Consider the following 19,433-nt stretch of genomic DNA (forward strand, 5'->3'; position numbering starts at 1 on the left):
TCGTCGCCCTGCTCAGCGAGGAGCCGCCCCGCTCGTACGGCGACGACCTCGCCTCCGCGTGGCGCACGGCCCGGCGCGGTGGCGATGCGTACGCCGCCCGCTGGCGCGCCGAGTCCCGCCGGCTGGCGTCGGCGGCCTCCTCGGCGGCCGACGTCACCAGCGGCAGTGACGACGCCGCCGCCGGGCTCGTCGCCGCACTGGCGTTCCCCGAACGGGTGGCGCGCAGGCGTGGCGGCGGGTACCTGATGGCGTCGGGCACCGCCGCTCAGCTCGGCGGGGGGTCGCGGCTGGGCGGGGTTGAGTGGCTCGCCGTGGCGGTCGCGGACCGACCGGCCGGGGCGGCTTCGGCGCGGGTGCGGCTGGCGGCGGCGATCGACGAGGGCACGGCGCGGATGGCGGCGGAGCCGTTGCTGAGCGCGTACGAGGAGGTGGGCTGGAGCGGCGGGGACGTCGTGGCGAGGAGCGTGGAGAGCCTGGGCGCGATCGAGCTGACGGCCCGGCCGCTGCGGTCCCCGGCGCCGGAGCGGCTGCGGGCGGCCCTCGCGGACGGCCTGCGCGGCGAGGGCACGTCGCTGCTGCGCTGGACCCGGGACGCGGAGGGGCTGCGGCAGCGACTGGCCTTCCTGCACCGGGAGTTGGGCGAGCCGTGGCCGGATGTGTCGGAGGCGGCCCTGCTCGACCCGGACCGTGTCGAGGCGTGGCTCGGCCCCGAACTGGGCAGAGCCCGCCGGCGGGCCGACCTGGAGCGGATCGAGGCCGGGCAGGCCCTTTCGCGGCTGCTGCCGTGGGCGACGGGCGAGGCCGCCCGGTTGGACGAACTGGCCCCGGAGCGCATCGGGGTGCCGTCGGGCTCGCGGATCCGGGTCTCGTACGAAGGGGAGCAGCCGGTGCTGGCGGCCAAGCTGCAGGAGCTGTTCGGCTGGACGGAGACCCCGCGCATCGCGGGCGGCCGGGTGCCGCTGCTGATCCATCTGCTCTCCCCCGCCGGGCGCCCGGCGGCGGTCACGGCCGACCTGGCGTCCTTCTGGCGGGACGGCTACCGATCCGTACGAGCTGAGCTGCGCGGCCGCTACCCCAGGCACCCCTGGCCGGAGGATCCGTCGGCGGCCCAGCCGACCCGTCGTACGAACGCCCGCCGTTAGAGCCGTCAGAATCCTTGCCAGGCCTGCGGCCGCGGGCTTCCAGCACGAGCGACGCGGAGAGCAGTGCCCCGCCCAGCAGCAGGAAACCCCAGGGCAGATAGCTGGTCATGAGCAGGACGAGTTGCCGCTGGGACTTCACCAGGGCGACGGTGTGCTCCATGTAGTCCTCGCGCATCTTCACGTCTCCGACGAAGGCGGTGACGGGCTTGCGCTTGCCGTCGGTGTAGCGCATCTCCTCCTTGTGGATCTCCTCGCCGTTGACCGGGGCTCCCGTTACGGGTCGTGCCGGGGTGGGCCGGGGCACCGTAGCAACCGGGGCGTGAGATGAGAACACGTACGGCCGCACCTCCTGGGAGGTACGGCCGTAGGGGTTGTGCGTACGTCAGTTGAGCTTGCCGGAGGCCGACTCCGAGGTGGCCGGGGTGTCCGAAGCGCTGGGGCTCGCGGACGCGGTGGCGCAGGGGTCGTCGGTGGCCGTGGCGGACGGCGAGGCGGTGTCGGTGGCCGACGCGCTCGGCGAGGCCGAGTCGGTGGGGCAGCCGGTCGCCGTGGGGCTGGGAGAGGCGCTGGTCGAATCCGACGGGGAAACCGACGGCGAGGACGACGCGGTCGGGGAGGTCGACGGCGACGCGGACGCAGACGGTGACGTCGTGATCGTGCCGCTGGCGGAGGCGGTCGGCTTCTTGGTCGTCGCCGACGCGGACGCGCTGGCGGACTTGGAGGAGGAGGCCGACGCCGAGGGCGACTTGGAGGCGGTCGGGCTGCTGCTCGCGGTCGCCGTGCTGCCGGGTGTGCTGGTGGAGCCGCTGCCGCTGTCGGGGATCGAGACGGCCCCGCCCTTGCGGAAGTGGTCGTACCAGGACAGGACGGTGTCCAGGTAGGACTGCGAGTGGTTGTAGCCGAGGATCGCCCGGTCGAGTTCGGCGCTCACGGACAGGTCGCGGCCGTCCGCGCACAGGTAGTCCCCGGCGGCGAGCGCGGCGTCGTAGATGTTGTTCGGGTCCTTGTCGCCGTCGCCGTTGCCGTCGGCGCCCCAGGTGGCCCAGGTGGAGGGGATGAACTGCATGGGTCCTACGGCGCGGTCGTGGACGGGGTCGCCGTCCCACTTGCCGTGGTCGGTGTCGGAGATGTTGGCGAAGCCGCTGCCGTTGAGGACCGGGCCGAGGATGGGGCTGAGGGTCGTGCCCTCGGCGTCGACGTTGCCGCCACGCGCCTGGTTGGACTCGACCTGGCCTATCGCGGCGAGCAGTTCCCAGCGCAGGTTGCACTGCGGCTTGGTGGCGGCGATCGCCGACTGCGCCTTCTGGTACGCGTCCAGGACGGTGGCCGGCAGTCCGGTCCCGCTGGTGTCGGTGCCGGAGCCGGGTGCGGTGCCGGGGGTGCTCGACGGGCTGGGCGAGGCCGTGTTGAGCGGCGGCAGATCAGTGTAGTAGGGCGAGCCACCGTCGATCGCCGGGCCGGGCGGTGGTGTGACCGCCGATCTGGTCGCGTCGCTGCTCTGGCTCGCGAAGGCGAACCCCGGCCCCTGCGAGGCGGTCAGTGCCGCCATCGCGGCGGCGGCGACCGCCGTACCGGCGACACCCCTGCGTATCCGTCGGCCGTACCGCGCTGCCATACCCGGATTCCCTCCCGATTTCAGTGACGTGACCTAGGTCTCCCGCCTCACAACGGAGGCGACACTACGGCAACTTCCTGCCCTCAGCCAGCATGCGGGGCCACCCATACTGATCAGACAGCCAGACGTAGGAAGAGGTTGTATGCCGTTCACTGCGCGGGCCGCTTGCGGCGCTGCTTCCGGAGCAGTGGCAGGGCCGGGTGGGGGCGGTCCTGGGGTACGGCCCCGGCGAGCCGCCGTCGCTGCGGACCGCCGGGTGGTTCTGGGCGTCGTCGGCGGCGGGCGCGGCCACGCATGTGGTGTGGGACACGTTCACTCATCCGGGGCGGTGGGGGGTACGACTGTTGCCGGTCCTCGACCAGGAGGCGTACGGCATGCCGCTGCACAAGCTCGCCCAGTACGGCAGTTCGGCGGTGGGCCTGGCGGTGGTGGCGGGGTACGCCGTACGGGCGGTGCGCGCCGCCCCCGTTGACGCGCCGCGGCCGCGCCGGATGCCCCGGTTGTCCCGGCAAGCGCGGCGGTTGGCCGTGGCGGGGCTGGGCGCGGCGGCGGGTGCGGGCGCGCTGGTGCGGTGCTGGCGCCGGTACGACGCGCACGGGGACAGCTCGTTCGCGGCGATGCTGCCGTCGGCGCTGTTCGGCGCGGGCGCGGCCCTGCCCCCGCCGCCGTCGCGTACGCCGTGGTGGTGCACGCGACGAGCGGCGGGCAGGAGCCCGATCAGTGGGCGGCGGACTCCCAGTCGGGGCCGACACCCACGGAGACATCGAGCGGGGCCAGCAGCGGGTAGGCGCCCGCCATTTCGCGGCGGACCAGCTCCTCGACGGCCTCGCGCTCACCGGGGGCGACCTCGACGACGATTTCGTCGTGCACCTGGAGCAGCAGGCGCGAGGCCAGCCCCTCCTTGGTGATCGCCTCGTCGACCCGCAGCATGGCGATCTTGACGATGTCGGCGGCCGAGCCCTGGATGGGCGCGTTGAGCGCCATCCGCTCGGCCATCTCGCGGCGCTGCCGGTTGTCGCTGGTGAGGTCGGGCAGGTAGCGGCGACGGCCGAGCAGCGTCTCGGTATAGCCGGTGATCCGCGCCTCCTCCACCACACGCTGCAGATAGTCGCGTACGCCGCCGAAGCGCTCGAAGTACGTCTCCATCAGGCCACGCGCCTCGGCGGCCTCGATGCCCAGCTGCTGCGAGAGCCCGAACGCCGAGAGCCCGTAGGCCAGTCCGTACGACATCGCCTTGATCTTGCGGCGCATCTCGGCGTCGACGTGCTCCGGCGGCACCGAGAAGACGTACGAGCCGACGGTGGTGTGCAGGTCCTCACCGGAGGCGAAGGCGGCCATCAGGCCCTCGTCCTTCGACAGGTGGGCCATGACGCGCAGTTCGATCTGGCTGTAGTCGGCGGTGAGCAGCGACTCGTAGCTCTCGCCGACGACGAAGCCGCGGCGGATGGCCCGGCCCTCGTCGGTGCGGACCGGAACGTTCTGCAGATTGGGGTCGGTGGACGACAGCCGGCCGGTGGCGGCCACGGTCTGGCTGAAACTGGTGTGGATCCGGCCCTCGGGGGCGATGGTCTTGACCAGGCCCTCGACGGTGACGCGGAGCTTGGCCTGCTCGCGGTGGCGCAGCATGATCACCGGCAGCTCGTGCTCGGTCTGGGCGGCGAGCCAGGCCAGGGCGTCGGCGTCAGTGGTGTAACCGGTCTTGGTCTTCTTGGTCTTGGGCAGGCCCAGCTCGCCGAAGAGCACTTCCTGCAGCTGCTTGGGCGAGCCGAGGTTGAACTCGTGCCCGACCGCGCCGTGCGCCTCCTTCACCGCCTGCATGACCGCGCCCGCGAACTGCTGCTCCAAACGCTCCAGGTGCTCCCGGTCGGCGGCGATGCCCGCCCGTTCCATGCGAGCGAGCAGCGCCGAGGTCGGCAGCTCCACGTCGCGCAGCAGGTCGGCCGAGCCGACCTCGACCAGCTTCTCGCCGAAGGCCTCGCCGAGGTCCAGCACCGTGCGGGCCTGGGTCATCAGGGCGTCGGCCTCTGCCTGTTCGTCGGCGCCGAAGGCCAGCTGGCCACTCTCGCCGCCGGCCGGGGCCAGCTCGCGGCCGAGGTACTCCACGGACAGGGTGTCCAGGGCGAAGGAGCGGCGGCCCGGCTTGATCAGGTAGGCGGCCAGGGCGGTGTCCATGCTGACGCCGTCCACGCTCCAGCCGTGTTCGGCGAATACCCGCGTCACGTTCTTGGCGTTGTGCAGCACCTTGGGGCGGGCGGGGTCGGCGATCCAGGCGGCGAAGGCCTGATCGTCGGCCTCGGTCAGCTCCGTCGGGTCGATCCAGGCGGCCGGTCCTCCGGCGGCGGCCAGCGCGATCTCGGAGACGCTGCCGCTGCCCAGCGCCCAGGCGTCGACGGTGGCCACGCCCAGCGGCCCTTCGGCGTGCTCGGCCAGCCAGCCGGGCAGCTCGCCGGCCCGCAGCACCCGGCCGTCGACCTCGACGCCGGCGGCGATCTCGGCCTGCTCCTCGACATTCCCCGGGTCGCCGGCGTAGAGGCGCTCCCGGAAGTTGGCGTGCCGGAACTCCAGCGCGTCCAGGACCACGTTGAGCGCGGGACGGTCGTACGGCTGCCGGACCAGCTCCTCGGGGCCGCAGGGCAGGACGACGTCGCGGACCATCTCGGTAAGCCGCCGGTTGAGCTTGACGGACTCCAGGTGGGCGCGGAGATTCTCGCCGGCCTTGCCCTTGACCTCGTCGGCCCGCTCCACCAGCTCGGCGAACGACCCGAACTCCTTGATCCACTTGGTGGCGGTCTTCTCGCCGACGCCCGGGATGCCCGGCAGGTTGTCCGACGGGTCGCCGCGCAGCGCCGCGAAGTCCGGGTACTGCTGCGGCGTGAGCCCGTACTTCTCCTCGACCTTCGCCGGTGTGAAGCGGGTCAGTTCGGAGACGCCCTTGGTCGGGTAGAGGACGGTGACATGATCGCTGACCAGCTGGAAGGCGTCCCGGTCGCCGGTGACGATCAGCACCTCGTAACCCAGCGTCTCGGCCTTCGTCGCGAGCGTGGCGATGACGTCGTCGGCCTCGAAGCCGTCGACGGCGAAGCGCTTGACCGACATGGAGTCCAGCAACTCGCCGATCAGCTCGACCTGGCTGCGGAACTCGTCGGGGGTCTTGGAACGGGTCGCCTTGTACTCGGGAAACTCGTCGAACCGCCAGGTCTTGCGGGACACGTCGAAAGCGACGGCCAGATGCGTGGGCTCCTCGTCACGCAGCGTGTTCGCCAGCATCGACGTGAAGCCGTAGATCGCGTTCGTCGGCTGGCCGGTGGCGGTGTTGAAATTCTCCACCGGCAGCGCGTAGAACGCCCGGTACGCCAGGGAATGCCCGTCCAGCAGGAGCAGGCGGGGGCGTTCCCCCTCTTGAGCCGGGGTGGTCACTGCGTTCGTCTTCGATGCTGTCTCTGCCACGCGTCCGATCCTCCCACGCCGCACTGACAAAGCCGCTCGGCCGCCAGTCGAAGCCACGCCCCGCATCGCCGGATGGGCCCCCTTAGAGGCCGCGAATAGGTGGGGCGGCGTCGCGTGCCGATGGCTCTCGCCTGGCAGCGTTGTCGTCGGTCGACGACGTCCCCCAGCCTGGCGGCTGGGTGGGGGTCCTCCCCCTGGCTTCGCCGGGGGGACCCCCACCGGACGGAGTCTGGGGGAGGACCCCCACCGCCTTGCCAGATGCGGCCCTCGACACACTCCTTCACCCACCCCACCTATTCGCGCGGCCTCTTAGCACGGGGGCCATCCGTAGTCGATTCGGCGGCGTGGCAGAATCGTGTGTATGGCACGTAAAGCACCAGCAGGTGACCCGGAGCAGGACGCACCCGAAGTGAGTGCACCGAAGCACGCCGCCGCCGGTCTGCCGGCCGTCGGCCACAGCTTGCGCATCGCGCAGCAGCAGATGGGCGTGCGCCGCACCGCGCTCACCCTGCTCAAGGTCAACCAGAAGAACGGTTTCGACTGTCCCGGCTGCGCGTGGCCGGAGCCGGGCCACCGCCACACGGCTGAGTTCTGCGAGAACGGCGCCAAGGCCGTCGCCGAGGAAGCGACGCTGCGCCGGGTGACCCCGGACTTCTTCGCCGAGCACCCGGTCTCCGACCTGAACCGACGCAGCGGCTACTGGCTCGGCCAGCAGGGCCGGCTGACCCAGCCCATGTACCTGCCGGACGGCGCCGACCACTACGAGCCGGTGCCCTGGGAGCGGGCCTTCGACATCATCGCCGAGGAGCTGAACGCCCTGGCGAGCCCCGACGAGGCGCTCTTTTACACCTCTGGTCGCACCAGCAACGAGGCTGCCTTCCTGTACCAGCTGTTCGCCCGCGAGTTCGGCACCAACAATCTGCCGGACTGCTCGAACATGTGCCATGAGTCCTCGGGGTCGGCGCTTTCGGAGACGATCGGCATCGGCAAGGGCAGCGTCCTGCTGGAGGACCTCTACCGCTCCGACCTGATCATCGTGGCCGGCCAGAATCCCGGGACCAACCATCCCCGGATGCTGTCCGCCCTGGAGAAGGCCAAGGCCGGCGGCGCCACCATCGTCACGGTCAACCCGCTGCCCGAGGCCGGCCTGCAGCGCTTCAAGAACCCGCAGACCGCCAAGGGCCTGGTCGGCGGCGGCGCCCCGCTCTCCGACCTCTTCCTGCAGATACGGCTCGGCGGCGACCAGGCGCTCTTCCGCGCCCTGAACGCCCTCCTGCTCCAGGCCGAGGAGGAGGCCCCCGACACGGTCCTGGACCACAACTTCATCGACGAGCACACCCACGGCTTCGAGGACTTCGCGGCCGCCGCCCGCGCCACCGACTGGGACGAGGTGCTGCGCGCCACCGGCCTGGACCGCGCGGAGATCGACCAGCTCCTGGCCCTCGTCCTGAAGTCCAAGAGCATCGTCGTCTGCTGGGCGATGGGCCTCACCCAGCACAAGCACTCCGTGCCCACCATCCGCGAGGTCGTCAACTTCCTCCTCCTGCGCGGCAACATCGGCCGCCCCGGCGCCGGCGTCTGCCCCGTCCGCGGTCACAGCAATGTGCAGGGCGACCGCACCATGGGCATCTTCGAGCGGCCCGCGCCGGAATTCCTGGACGCCCTGGAGAAGGAGTTCGGCTTCGCGCCGCCGCGTGAGCACGGCTACGACGTCGTACGGGCCATCCGCGCCCTGCGCGACGGTGACGCCAAGGTCTTCTTCGCCATGGGCGGCAACTTCGTGGCCGCCTCCCCCGACACCGACGCCACCGAGGCCGCCATGCGGCGCGCCCGGCTGACCGTGCATGTGTCGACCAAGCTGAACCGCTCGCATGTCGTCACCGGCGCCCGGGCGCTGATCCTGCCGACGCTGGGCCGCACCGAGAAGGACGTCCAGGAGGCCGGCGCGCAGTTCGTCACCGTCGAGGACTCCATGGGCATGGTGCACGCCTCGCGCGGCACCCTGGAGCCCGCCGGGCCGCACCTGCTGTCCGAGCCCGCCATCATCGTCCGGCTGGCCCGCGCGGTCCTCGGGCCCGAAAGCCGGGTGCCCTGGGCCGACTTCGAGGCCGACTACGGTCTCGTACGGGACCGGATCTCCCGCGTCGTCCCCGGCTTCGAGGACTTCAACGCCAAGGTGGCCCACCCCGGCGGCTTCACCCTCCCGCACGCCCCGCGCGACTCCCGAAGCTTCCCCACCGCGACCGGCAAGGCCAACTTCACGGCGGCCGAAGTGGAGTACCCGGCCGTGCCGGAAGGGCGGCTGCTGCTGCAGACGCTGCGCTCGCACGACCAGTACAACACCACCATCTACGGCCTCGACGACCGCTACCGCGGCATCAAGGGCGGCCGCCGCGTGGTGCTGCTCAACCCCGAGGACGCCGCCGCTCTCGGCTTCGCCGACGGCGCGTACACCGACCTGGTCAGCGAGTGGTCGGACGGCGCCGAGCGCCGCGCCGCCGGCTTCCGGGTGGTGCACTACCCGACGACACGGGGCTGCGCGGCCGCGTACTACCCCGAAACCAATGTGCTGGTCCCGCTGGACCACACCGCCGACACCAGCAACACCCCGGCGTCCAAGTCGGTCGTGATCCGCCTGGAGGCCGGAAGCGACCGTCCGGTATAAAGCTGCTCAGTACAACGAACCACCGGAACCCCGTACGAAGCGCAGACGATCGGAGCCGACCGGCATGGGCGAGCAGATCCCGACCTCCTTCCCGACCCCCTTCCCCCAGGAGGTCATCGAGGAGTACGCCGGCCTCGGCGTCGACATCGTCGCGCTCTTCTCCGCGGGCCACCTCGGCAACGCCATGGGTATCCAGGTCACCGAGGCCTCCGCCGACCGCGTCGTCGGCACCATGCCGGTCAAGGGCAACACCCAGCCGTACGGTCTCCTGCACGGCGGCGCCTCCGCCGTCCTCGCCGAGACCCTCGGCTCGGTCGGCGCCATGCTCCACGCCGGCTCCGGCAAGATCGCCGTCGGCGTCGACCTCAACGCCACCCACCACCGGGGCGTACGCGACGGCCACGTCACCGGCGTCGCCACCCCGCTGCACCGGGGCCGCTCCTCCGCGACGTACGACATCGCCATCACCGACGACCAAGGTCGCCGCGTCTGCTCCGCCCGCCTCACCTGCGCCCTGCGCCCGGTGACGCCGAACGGCATCACCGGCTGACACGCCCCGTTGTGGTGCCCGGTGGCGCGGCGCTAGCTTTCCGTCATGGGGGCAGCACGGTCCATCCGGGCAGGGGTCGGGACTTTCTGCGCGCTCGCGTTCACGTCGGCACTGGCCGGCTGCAGAACGGCGGCTCCCCCTCCGGCCCGGCCGCCCCCGCGAGCAGCAGCCCCGCGCCGCACACCACTTGGCCGTCATGAGCGGCATCGGCCCGCTCGAACCGGGCGACGGCACCACCGATCCCCCCGAGGTCATCGGCTCCGACGCCCCCCGGCTGTCCGAGCGTTGGGCCGCCCTCCCCCTCCGACGCCGCCGCACGATCGCCGCCCTCGCCGCGGCCACCGCCCTCGGCACCCTCATCGGCTACGGCTGTGCGACCCGGCCCGAACCGGCCGCACCGCCCCTGGTGCCCTACCCCGCCCAGGCAACCCAGGTCACGTACAAGGGACATGGCACCGATCCGCCGGACCAGGCGACGCGGACCTTCACGCTCCGGTTCGCCCTCACCGTGACGAAGGGGTCACCGGTCACCGTTGTCAAGATCGGGCAGCCGTCCGACAACCTGACCACTCTGGTGACCCCGGCCACTCCCTTCACCGTCCCGCCAGGGCGGACTGTCCTATTTACCCTGCGGTTTCACGTGCGTGACTGCGCCGGCGTGCCCCGCGAAGTCGTTCTGGCATTCCTTGATGTAACGCTTCGTAACACGCGTGCAATACAAAAGGAGAGCTACATCATGGGCGGCGACTACTCGGCCATCCTCTTCAAAGAGGTCTACACGTCATGTGCGACATAGCCACAGGCGGCGCCTCATTCCGCTTCGGAACTGGGGATTCTCACGATGTGAAACATGAAGTTATGAGAATATCGTCCTGTTTTACCCCCGCAGCCAACCTCAAGCTTTCCTCATGTCATAACAAGAGAGTCACATCCTGCCCTACCCCTCTGCCGGACCCCCGCCTCGCGCTTAGAGTCACGCCCAGTCACTGCGCCACTGGATCACCGCACAGTTCGGTTCCAGCGCGCGAACCGGCGTCTCACCGGAGAACGCCGCGCCAGGGGAAAGGACTGACCGTGCGACACCGTTCCTTGCTTGTTCTCACCGCAGTACTCACATCGGGATCGCTCGCCCTCACCGCTTGCGGCTCCCGCAGCAACAGCAGCTCCAACGACAGCAAGGGCACCACCGTCACCATCGGCGTCGACGCCCCGCTCAGCGGTGCGAACTCGGCCACCGGTCTGGGCATCCTCGGTGGCGTCAAGCTCGCCGTGGCCGACGCCAACAAGAACAAGACGGTCCCCGGCGTGACCTTCCAGGTCAAGCAGTACGACGACAAGGCGCAGCCGGCCACCGGCCAGCAGAACGCCACCACGCTCGTCGCGGACAGCAGCGTGCTCGGCGTCGTCGGCCCGCTGAACTCCGGCGTCGCTACGCAGATGCAGTCGGTCTTCAACTCCGCCAACCTGGTCGAGATCTCCCCCTCGAACACCAACCCCGCCCTCACCCAGGGCCCGAACTGGGGCACCGGCAAGAAGGTCCGCCCGTACAAGACGTACTTCCGCACCGCGACCACCGACGTCCTCCAGGGCGCCTTCGCCGCGGACTATGCCTACAAGACGCTCAAGAAGAAGAAGATCTTCGTCGTCGACGACAAGCAGACCTACGGCGCCGGCCTGGCCGCGATCTTCAAGGACAAGTTCACCGCTCTCGGCGGCACGACCGTCGGCACCGACCACGTCAACACCGGTGACACCGACTTCTCCACCCTTGTCACCAAGATCAAGAACTCCGGCGCCGACCTGCTCTACTACGGCGGCCAGTACGACGAGTCCTCGCTGATCACCAAGCAGCTCAAGGCCACCGGCACCAAGATCCCGCTCTTCGGCGGCGACGGCATGTACTCCGACACGTACATCACCAACGCCGGCGCCTCCGCCGCCGAAGGTGACCTGGTCACGTCCGTCGGCGTCCCCGTCGACACCCTGTCCACCGCCAAGGACTTCATCGCCGGCTACAAGGCCTCCGGCTACAAGGGTGACTACCAGACCTACGGTGGCTACTCCTACGACGCCGCCACCGCCATCATCAAGGCCATCGGCACGGTCGTGACGAACGGCACCGTCCCGTCCGACGCCCGCTCCAAGATCGTCGACGCGGTGCAGAAGAGCGACTTCAACGGCGTCGCCGGCCACGTCTCCTTCGACCAGTACGGTGACACCACCAACAAGCAGCTGACGGTCTACCAGGTCAAGAGCGGCAAGTGGGTCGCCGTCAAGACCGGCACCTACACCGGCTGAGACACCGGCTGACAACCGCACAGCACCACCACACGTAACACCCGGGGCCGCGCGGTAGACCACCCACCACCGCGCGGCCCCACCCGTACCCGGGGCCGGCCCCCGCTCCCCACCCCCTATCCCAAAGACATGGAGGCCATGCGGTGAACACCCTGCCGCAACAGCTGGCCAACGGGCTGTTCCTCGGCTCGATGTACGGTCTCATCGCCATCGGCTACACGATGGTGTACGGCATCGTCCAGCTCATCAACTTCGCCCACGGCGAGATCTTCATGACGGGCGGCTTCGGCGCCCTCACCGTCTACCTCGCCCTACCGTCCGGCACCTCCATGTGGGTCGCCCTCCCCCTGATGCTCATCGGCGGCACCCTCGTCGCCGTCCTCATCGCCACCGGGGCAGAGCGCTTCGCCTACCGGCCACTGAGAAACGCGCCACGCCTGGCGCCACTCATTACCGCCATCGGACTCTCCCTCGCTCTCCAGGAAGCCGTCCGCAACTGGTACCCGCAGGCCACCAGCGCCCGCGTCTTCCCGCAGATCAACGCCGGCCCCTGGAACATCGGATCGGTCAACATCAGCAGCGGCGACGTCTTCGTCATCATCGCCGCACCGATATGTATGGCCGCCCTCGCCAGCTTCGTCCGCGCCACCCGCACCGGCCGCGCCATGCAGGCCACCGCCCAGGACCCGGACACCGCCCAGCTCATGGGCATCGACACCAACCGGGTCATCGTCATCGCCTTCGCCATCGGCGGCCTCTTCGCCGCCGTCGCCTCCCTCGCGTACGGACTGCGCTACGGCCAGGTGAAATACGACATGGGCTTCCAGGCCGGCCTCAAGGCCTTCACCGCCGCCGTCCTCGGCGGCATCGGCAACATCTACGGCGCCATGCTCGGCGGCCTCGTCCTCGGCGTCGCCGAGGCCCTCGCCACCGCCTACATCGCCAATATCCCCGGCATGGGACAGTTCGGCGGCCAGGGCTGGGCCTCCGTCTGGGCCTTCATCCTCCTCATCCTCGTACTCCTGCTGAGGCCACAAGGACTGCTCGGCGAACGCGTCGCGGACAGGGCGTGACACCATGACCGACATCACCAAAGACACCACCGCGACCACGGCCGAAGGCGCCAAGGGCCTGATCCGCCTCTCAGAGAGCGCCGCCCGCGCCCTCACCACGATCGGCGGCGTACTCACCGCGGCCGGCGCCTTCCTCGCCTGGACCTGGACCAGCAACTTCCCCGGCGACCTGACCTACTACGGCTCCCCCGCCGGCCTGCAATGGCTCGCCTTCACCGCCGGCCTGCTCACCGTGCTGTTCTCCCTCGCCGGCTACGGCGTCAAGGGCCTGCGCTGGCTCACCCCCACCGGCAGCACCGCCCCGATCGTGCTCAGCGCCTTCGCCGGCCTCGCCGTCACCTGGTTCTCGCTGATCGCCATCGCCGTCGAACTCGGCGGCGTCGCCAACTGGGTCGTCGGCGGCATACTCGCCGGCATCTTCTCCATCGTGCCCGTCATCGGCGCACTGGCCCTGCCCAAACCCGGCCCGGCCACCCAGGACACCGGCATCAAGGCCACCCTCGCCGCGTACGTCGCCAAGCCCTCCAGCACCAAGCCGCTCCCCCAACTCCCCGGCTGGCAGCAGCGCGGCATCATCGCCATCGTCATCGCCCTGGGCCTGTACGTCTTCACCTACGGCATCGACACCCAAGGCGGCGAACTCTTCTCCGGCTTTCTCTTCCTCGCCGTCTTCGGCCTCTGGGCCCTGCACAGCGCAGGCCTGCTCGACCGCTTCTCCGCCCTCACCGAAGCACACAAGGGCTACGCCGTCACCCTGGCCTTCGCCGCCGCCGCAATCTTCCCGTTCACCCAGAACAACGACCACGACGCCAACGTCGGCGTCAACATCCTCATCTTCGGCACCGTCGCCCTGGGCCTGAACATCGTCGTCGGCCTCACCGGCCTCCTCGACCTCGGCTACGTCGCCTTCCTCGGCGTCGGCGCCTACACCGCGGCCCTGTTCTCCGGCTCGGCGTACTCCACCATCACCGGCTTCTCGTTGCCCTTCTGGGCCGCCGCCCTCGCCGGCACCGCCGCCTCGCTCGTCTTCGGCGTCCTCATCGGCGCCCCGACCCTCCGGCTGCGCGGCGACTACCTCGCCATCGTCACCCTCGGCTTCGGTGAGATCTTCCGCATCACCGTCCGCAACCTCGACGGAAGTTCGGGCCCCGACATCACCAACGGCCCCAACGGCATCGCGGACATCCCCGACCTCAGCATCGCCGGGTTCAACTTCGGCGAAAGCCACAACATCGCCGGCTTCACCCTCGGCCGCTTCGCCAACTACTACCTGCTGATGCTCATCGTCACGGTAATCGTCGTGCTCGTCTTCAACCGGGCCTCCGACTCCCGCATCGGCCGCGCCTGGGTCGCCATCCGCGAGGACGAGACCGCCGCCACCGCCATGGGCATCAACGGCTTCCGCGTCAAACTCATCGCCTTCGCCCTCGGCGCCTCCCTCGCCGGCCTCGCCGGCAGCGTCAACGCCCACGTCAGCAGCAGCGTCGTCCCCGACCCGTACGTCTTCGCCGGACCGGTCGCCCCCAACTCGGCCTTCCTGCTCGCCGCCGTCGTCCTCGGCGGCATGGGCACGGTCAGCGGACCGCTCCTCGGCGCGGCCCTGCTCTACCTCATACCGGAGAAGCTGGAATTCCTCAAGGAATACCAGCTGCTCGCCTTCGGCATCGCCCTCATCATCCTCATGCGCTTCCGTCCCGAAGGCGTCATCGCCAACCGCCGGCGCCAACTCGAATTCCACGAAGACAAGGACCAGGACCCCACAGAACCCACCGCGCCCGCTGCGCCCGCTGCAACGGCTGGGGTGTGAGAAACCCATGACCACTGCGACCGAGACCACGACCAAGCCGGCCACGCCCATCCTGCAGGCCACCGGCGTCATCATGCGCTTCGGCGGCCTCACCGCCGTCCGCAACGTCGACCTCACCGTCAACAGCGGCGAGATCGTCGGCCTCATCGGCCCCAACGGCGCCGGCAAGACCACCTTCTTCAACTGCCTGACCGGCCTGTACGTCCCCACCGAAGGCACCGTCGCCTACAAGGGCACCGTCCTGCCGCCCAAACCACACCTGGTCACCAACGCCGGCATCGCCCGTACGTTCCAGAACATCCGGCTCTTCTCCAACATGACCGTCCTGGAAAACGTCCTCGTCGGACGCCACACCCGGACCAAGGAAGGGCTCTTCGCCGCCCTCGTCCGCGGCCCCCGCTACCACAAGGCGGAAGCCGCCAGCCGCGAACGCGCCATGGAACTCCTGGAGTTCATCGGCCTGGAGAACAAAGCCGACCACCTCGCCCGCAACCTCCCCTACGGCGAACAGCGCAAGCTCGAAATCGCCCGGGCGCTGGCGAGCGAGCCCGGCCTGCTGCTGCTCGACGAGCCCACGGCAGGCATGAACCCGCAGGAGACCCGCGCCACCGAGGAACTCGTCTTCGCCATCCGCGACCAGGGCATCGCCGTCCTGGTCATCGAGCACGACATGCGCTTCATCTTCAACCTCTGCGACCGCGTCGCGGTCCTCGTGCAGGGCGAGAAGCTCGTCGAAGGCGACAAGGAAACCGTCCAGGGCGACGACCGCGTCATCGCGGCCTACCTCGGCACGCCCTTCGAGGGCGACCCCGGCACGGAGGAAGTCGCCGAGGTCGAAGCGGCCGAAGCCAACAGCACCACGGAGGACGAGCGATGACCGCCCTGCTCGAAGTCGAAGACCTGCGCGTCTCCTACGGCAAGATCGAAGCCGTCAAGGGCATCTCCTTCACCGTCGAAGCCGGCCAGGTCGTCACCCTCATCGGCACCAACGGCGCCGGCAAGACCACGACCCTGCGCACCCTGTCCGGGCTCCTGCGCCCCACCCACGGGCGCGTCGTCTTCGACGGCCAGCCGATCGAAAAGGTCCCCGCACACAAGATCGTCGCGCTCGGGCTCGCCCACTCCCCGGAAGGGCGGCACATCTTCCCCCGCCTCACCATCGAGGAGAACCTCAAGCTCGGCGCCTACCTCCGCAAGGACGCCGACGGCATCGCCAAGGACATCCAGCGCGCCTACGACCTCTTCCCCATCCTGGGCGAACGCAGGAAGCAGGCCGCCGGCACCCTGTCCGGCGGCGAGCAGCAGATGCTGGCCATGGGCCGCGCCCTGATGTCCCAGCCCAAGCTGCTCATGCTCGACGAACCGTCCATGGGCCTCAGCCCCATCATGATGCAGAAGATCATGCAGACCATCGTCGAACTCAAGGCCTCCGGCACCACCATCCTGCTCGTCGAGCAGAACGCCCAGGCCGCCCTCTCCCTGGCCGACCAGGGCCACGTCATGGAGATCGGCAACATCGTCCTGTCCGGCACCGGCCGGGACCTGCTCCACGACGAATCCGTACGCAAGGCCTACCTCGGCGAGGACTGACCGTACGTACGCATACGAAGGGGCCCGCACCGACCGGATCGGTGCGGGCCCCTCGCGTACGTACTGCGCACCGCGGCTACTTTTCGGGGACCTCTTCGATCACGGCCTGCGCCACCGCCTGCATCGTCATCCGCCGGTCCATCGACGTCTTCTGGATCCACCGGAACGCAGCCGGCTCCGACAGCCCGTACTTCGTCTGCAGCACGCTCTTCGCCCGGTCCACCAGCTTCCGCGTCTCCAGGCGCAAGCTCAGATCCGCGATCTCCGCGTCCAGCGCCCGCATCTCCGTGAACCGCGACACCGCCATCTCAATGGCCGGCACCAGATCGGTCTTGCTGAACGGCTTCACCAGATACGCCATCGCGCCCGCGTCCCGGGCCCGCTCCACCAGCTCACGCTGCGAGAACGCGGTCAACATCAGCACCGGCGCCAGCCGGTCCTTGGCGATCCGCTCGGCGGCCGAGATCCCGTCCAGGATCGGCATCTTCACATCAAGGATCACCAAATCCGGATGGTGCTCCTCCGCCAGCTTCACGGCCGTCTCCCCGTCGCCGGCCTCGCCGACCACGGAGTAGCCCTCTTCTTCCAACATCTCTTTGAGGTCGAGCCGGATCAGTGCCTCGTCCTCAGCGATGACGACACGCGTGGTCGTCGGGGGTACATGCTGTTGCTCGTCAGCGGGCTCGGGGGCGCTCACGGGACTCCTCGTTCCTGGCGGGGTACTGCCCCATGAGCCTACCTAGCTCCGGTATGGTTGTGTCACGGAGGGTATAGACTATCCTTCGTTTCGAAGGAGCCCCGGTAGCCCAGCGGTAGAGGCCATGGATTCAAAACCCATTCAGCGTCGGTTCGAATCCGACCCGGGGCACTTTCCCTTCGAATCCAAGGACCTTTACGTTTTGGCGATCTTCGCCACATAGGGTGAACGAGTCTTCGCTTCGGCCTGATCCGGCGAAGATCGAACCAGTCTTGGTCGCATGTACGATCTCGAAACGCGCCGCCGAGCCCTCGCCCTTGTAAACGAAGGCCGCAGCCTCAACTCCGTGAGCCAGTTGACCGGGATATCCCGCGCCGCGATCGGCGAGTGGCGTATCCGCATTGAGCCGCTTCAGCGCACCACCGACTGCGTCCGCTGCGCCTTCCCCGCCGCGACACCGGACCCGGCAGCCTACGCGTACCTGCTTGGCCTCTACCTGGGTGACGGCTGCCTGAGCCGTCAGCCGCGAGGCACCTACGCCCTGCGCGTCGCATGTTCCGACGCATGGCCCGGGCTGATCGACGCTTGCGAGGGAGCGATCCGCACGGTCCGTCCGGACGGCTCGGTCTGCCGCGTCCAGAACGAGGGCTGCACGATGGTCACGTCGTACAGCAAGCACTGGCCGTGCCTGTTCCCCCAGCACGGCCCAGGCAAGAAGCACGACCGGCTCATCGCGCTGGAGGCGTGGCAGCAGGAGATAGTGGACGAATACCCATGGCAGATGATCCGCGGCCTGGTCCACTCCGACGGGTGTCGGATCACCAACTGGACGACACGGATGGTCGGCGGCGAGCGGAAGCGCTACGAGTACCCGCGGTACTTCTTCACCAACAAGTCCGAGGACATCCTGAAGCTCTTCTCGGACACCCTCGACAAGGTCGGCGTCGAGTGGAAGGTGACCCGCCGGGGCAAGGACCCTTTCAACATCTCCGTCGCCCGCCGTGAATCCGTCGCGTTGATGGACGAGCACGTGGGCGCGAAGTACTGACCGCTACTTCGGGGAGTCGTCCTCGCCGATGTGGTGGACGCGGACCATGTTGGTGGTGCCGGAGACGCCGGGCGGGGAGCCGGCGGTGATGACGACGATGTCGCCTTTTTCGCACGCGCCGATGCGGAGGAGCTGCTCGTCGACCTGGTCGACCATTTGGTCGGTGGTCCGGGCGGTGGGGCCGAGGAAGGTCTCGACGCCCCAGGTGAGGTTGAGCTGGGAGCGGGTGGAGGCTTCGGGGGTGAAGGCGAGGACGGGGATCGGGGAGCGGTAGCGGGAGAGGCGGCGGGCGGTGTCGCCGGATTGGGTGAAGGCGACGAGGAATTTGGCGCCGAGGAAGTCGCCCATTTCGGCGGCGGCGCGGGCGACGGCGCCGCCTTGGGTGCGGGGTTTGTTGCGTTCGGTGAGTGGGGGGAGGCCGGGGGCGAGCATGTCTTCCTCGGCGGCGCAGACGATGCGGGCCATGGTCTTGACGGTGTCGATGGGGTATTTGCCGACGCTGGTCTCGCCGGAGAGCATGACGGCGTCGGCGCCGTCCATGACGGCGTTGGCGACGTCGCTGGCTTCGGCCCGGGTGGGGCGGGATGACTCGATCATGGATTCGAGCATCTGGGTGGCGACGATGGCCGGCTTGGCGTTGCGCTTGGCGAGTTTGACGGCGCGCTTCTGGACGAGGGGGACGGCTTCGAGGGGCATTTCGACGCCGAGGTCGCCGCGGGCGACCATGATGCCGTCGAAGGCGTTGACGATCTCTTCGAGATTGTCTACGGCCTGCGGCTTTTCGATCTTGGCGATGACCGGAACACGCCGGCCTTCCTCCCGCATGATCTTGAGTACGTCCTCGGCGTCGTGTGCGCTCCGCACGAAGGAGAGGGCGACGATGTCTGCGCCGATGCGCAGCGCCCACCGTAGGTCGTCGATGTCCTTCTCGGAGAGGGCGGGGACGGAGACGGCGACGCCGGGGAGGTTGAGTCCCTTGTTGTCGGAGACGATGCCGCCTTCGATGACGATGGTGTGGACGCGGGGGCCTTCGACCGAGGTGACTTCGAGGGTGACGCGGCCGTCGTCGACGAGGATGCGTTCACCGCGGCTGACGTCGGCGGCGAGGCCTTTGTAGGTGGTGCCGCAGATATGCCGGTCGCCCTCGATGTCCTCGGTGGTGATGATGAACTCGTCGCCGCGTTCAAGGAGTACGGGGCCTTCGGCGAAGCGGCCGAGGCGGATCTTCGGACCTTGAAGGTCGGCGAGGATGCCGACGCTGCGACCGGTTTCGTCGGAGGCTTTGCGGACGTGCCGGTAGCGGTCCTCGTGGTCGCCGTGGGAGCCGTGGCTCATATTGAGGCGGGCGACGTCCATTCCGGCGTCGACCAGGGTTTTGATCTGGTCGTAGGAGTCGGTCGCGGGGCCCAGGGTGCAGACGATTTTCGCTCGGCGCATGTTTCGAGCTTATGACTTACCGGCCGGTAAGGGTTCGGTTGACGGTAACTGGGTAACGTCGGCT

The 19,433-nt window shown here is 69.3% G+C and carries 14 protein-coding genes, 1 tRNA gene and 2 pseudogenes; 12 read left to right on the forward strand and 5 right to left on the reverse strand.

Features of this window, described 5'->3' with window-relative positions:
* Positions 1-1,142 (forward strand): ATP-dependent helicase C-terminal domain-containing protein (locus tag EFK10_RS41545; RefSeq protein WP_322973465.1); only part of this gene is annotated, 1,142 nt, incomplete at its 5' end.
* 13 nt (positions 1,143-1,155) lie between these two features.
* Here the strand turns inward: EFK10_RS41545 and EFK10_RS41550 are convergent.
* Positions 1,156-1,425 (reverse strand): annotated as a pseudogene (locus tag EFK10_RS41550) (porin PorA family protein); the annotation flags it as partial.
* A 99-nt stretch (positions 1,426-1,524) separates the two neighbouring features.
* Entirely contained in the window at positions 1,525-2,757 is a 1,233-nt protein-coding gene (locus EFK10_RS41555) for a lytic transglycosylase domain-containing protein (protein ID WP_127360833.1), read from the reverse strand.
* A gap of 200 nt (positions 2,758-2,957) precedes the next feature.
* Here EFK10_RS41555 and EFK10_RS53650 point away from each other — a divergent pair.
* A pseudogene (locus EFK10_RS53650) lies at positions 2,958-3,194 on the forward strand (DUF4184 family protein); the annotation flags it as partial.
* 280 nt (positions 3,195-3,474) lie between these two features.
* Here the strand turns inward: EFK10_RS53650 and polA are convergent.
* Positions 3,475-6,204, reverse strand: coding sequence for a DNA polymerase I (gene polA / locus EFK10_RS41565; protein ID WP_240677796.1), 2,730 nt, complete (start codon positions 6,202-6,204; stop codon positions 3,475-3,477).
* A gap of 361 nt (positions 6,205-6,565) precedes the next feature.
* On the opposite strand from polA, the gene EFK10_RS41570 reads away from it, so the two are divergent.
* The 8 genes from EFK10_RS41570 (at position 6,566) to EFK10_RS41605 (ending at position 16,187) form a co-directional block, all read left to right on the forward strand.
* Positions 6,566-8,869, forward strand: coding sequence for an FdhF/YdeP family oxidoreductase (locus EFK10_RS41570; RefSeq protein WP_127360835.1), 2,304 nt, complete (start codon positions 6,566-6,568; stop codon positions 8,867-8,869).
* A gap of 64 nt (positions 8,870-8,933) precedes the next feature.
* Entirely contained in the window at positions 8,934-9,419 is a 486-nt protein-coding gene (locus EFK10_RS41575) for a hotdog fold thioesterase (RefSeq protein WP_127360836.1), read from the forward strand.
* A gap of 196 nt (positions 9,420-9,615) precedes the next feature.
* Positions 9,616-10,215 carry a Tat pathway signal sequence domain protein gene (locus tag EFK10_RS48170; RefSeq protein ID WP_164836370.1) on the forward strand — a complete coding sequence of 200 codons (600 nt, stop codon included), beginning with the start codon at positions 9,616-9,618 and terminating at the stop codon, positions 10,213-10,215.
* A 278-nt stretch (positions 10,216-10,493) separates the two neighbouring features.
* Positions 10,494-11,717 (forward strand): branched-chain amino acid ABC transporter substrate-binding protein, encoded by a 1,224-nt coding sequence (locus EFK10_RS41585; protein WP_240677797.1) that lies wholly within the window; start codon positions 10,494-10,496, stop codon positions 11,715-11,717.
* A gap of 143 nt (positions 11,718-11,860) precedes the next feature.
* Complete coding sequence (locus EFK10_RS41590; protein WP_127360838.1) at positions 11,861-12,790, forward strand: branched-chain amino acid ABC transporter permease; 930 nt, start codon at positions 11,861-11,863, stop codon at positions 12,788-12,790.
* Positions 12,791-12,794: 4 nt separating this feature from the next.
* The gene (locus EFK10_RS41595; protein ID WP_127360839.1) at positions 12,795-14,597 is read left to right on the forward strand and encodes a branched-chain amino acid ABC transporter permease; all 1,803 of its coding nucleotides are present in this window, start codon (positions 12,795-12,797) and stop codon (positions 14,595-14,597) included.
* A 7-nt stretch (positions 14,598-14,604) separates the two neighbouring features.
* Positions 14,605-15,474: an ABC transporter ATP-binding protein gene (locus EFK10_RS41600; protein WP_127360840.1), complete on the forward strand. Its 870-nt coding sequence runs from the start codon at positions 14,605-14,607 to the stop codon at positions 15,472-15,474.
* Positions 15,471-16,187, forward strand: coding sequence for an ABC transporter ATP-binding protein (locus EFK10_RS41605; protein ID WP_127360841.1), 717 nt, complete (start codon positions 15,471-15,473; stop codon positions 16,185-16,187). The genes EFK10_RS41600 and EFK10_RS41605 overlap by 4 nt, the downstream gene beginning before the upstream one ends.
* 76 nt (positions 16,188-16,263) lie before the next feature.
* On the opposite strand, the gene EFK10_RS41610 is transcribed toward EFK10_RS41605, so the two are convergent.
* Complete coding sequence (locus EFK10_RS41610) at positions 16,264-16,884, reverse strand: ANTAR domain-containing response regulator (RefSeq protein ID WP_127360842.1); 621 nt, start codon at positions 16,882-16,884, stop codon at positions 16,264-16,266.
* A 98-nt stretch (positions 16,885-16,982) separates the two neighbouring features.
* Here EFK10_RS41610 and EFK10_RS41615 point away from each other — a divergent pair.
* Together EFK10_RS41615 and EFK10_RS41620 are read left to right on the forward strand one after the other, a co-directional pair.
* Positions 16,983-17,055 (forward strand) — tRNA-Leu (locus EFK10_RS41615).
* Between the two features lie 109 nt (positions 17,056-17,164).
* Positions 17,165-17,932, forward strand: coding sequence for a transcriptional regulator (locus EFK10_RS41620; protein ID WP_127360843.1), 768 nt, complete (start codon positions 17,165-17,167; stop codon positions 17,930-17,932).
* A gap of 3 nt (positions 17,933-17,935) precedes the next feature.
* Here EFK10_RS41620 and pyk read toward each other — a convergent pair whose 3' ends face one another.
* Positions 17,936-19,369: a pyruvate kinase gene (gene pyk / locus EFK10_RS41625; RefSeq protein ID WP_127360844.1), complete on the reverse strand. Its 1,434-nt coding sequence runs from the start codon at positions 19,367-19,369 to the stop codon at positions 17,936-17,938.
* Positions 19,370-19,433 lie beyond the last annotated feature (64 nt).

The organism is Streptomyces soli, from assembly GCF_003999195.1.
Taxonomy (GTDB): Bacteria; Actinomycetota; Actinomycetes; order Streptomycetales; family Streptomycetaceae; genus Actinacidiphila; species Actinacidiphila soli.

Coding starts and splice junctions, on each gene's coding strand:
- EFK10_RS41555 (WP_127360833.1), bottom strand. CDS start 2,757: ATGGCAGCGCGGTACGGCCGACGGATACGCAGGGGTGTCGCCGGTACG.
- EFK10_RS41570 (WP_127360835.1), top strand. CDS start 6,566: ATGGCACGTAAAGCACCAGCAGGTGACCCGGAGCAGGACGCACCCGAA.
- EFK10_RS41575 (WP_127360836.1), top strand. CDS start 8,934: ATGGGCGAGCAGATCCCGACCTCCTTCCCGACCCCCTTCCCCCAGGAG.
- EFK10_RS48170 (WP_164836370.1), top strand. CDS start 9,616: ATGAGCGGCATCGGCCCGCTCGAACCGGGCGACGGCACCACCGATCCC.
- EFK10_RS41595 (WP_127360839.1), top strand. CDS start 12,795: ATGACCGACATCACCAAAGACACCACCGCGACCACGGCCGAAGGCGCC.
- EFK10_RS41600 (WP_127360840.1), top strand. CDS start 14,605: ATGACCACTGCGACCGAGACCACGACCAAGCCGGCCACGCCCATCCTG.
- EFK10_RS41605 (WP_127360841.1), top strand. CDS start 15,471: ATGACCGCCCTGCTCGAAGTCGAAGACCTGCGCGTCTCCTACGGCAAG.
- EFK10_RS41620 (WP_127360843.1), top strand. CDS start 17,165: ATGTACGATCTCGAAACGCGCCGCCGAGCCCTCGCCCTTGTAAACGAA.
- pyk (WP_127360844.1), bottom strand. CDS start 19,369: ATGCGCCGAGCGAAAATCGTCTGCACCCTGGGCCCCGCGACCGACTCC.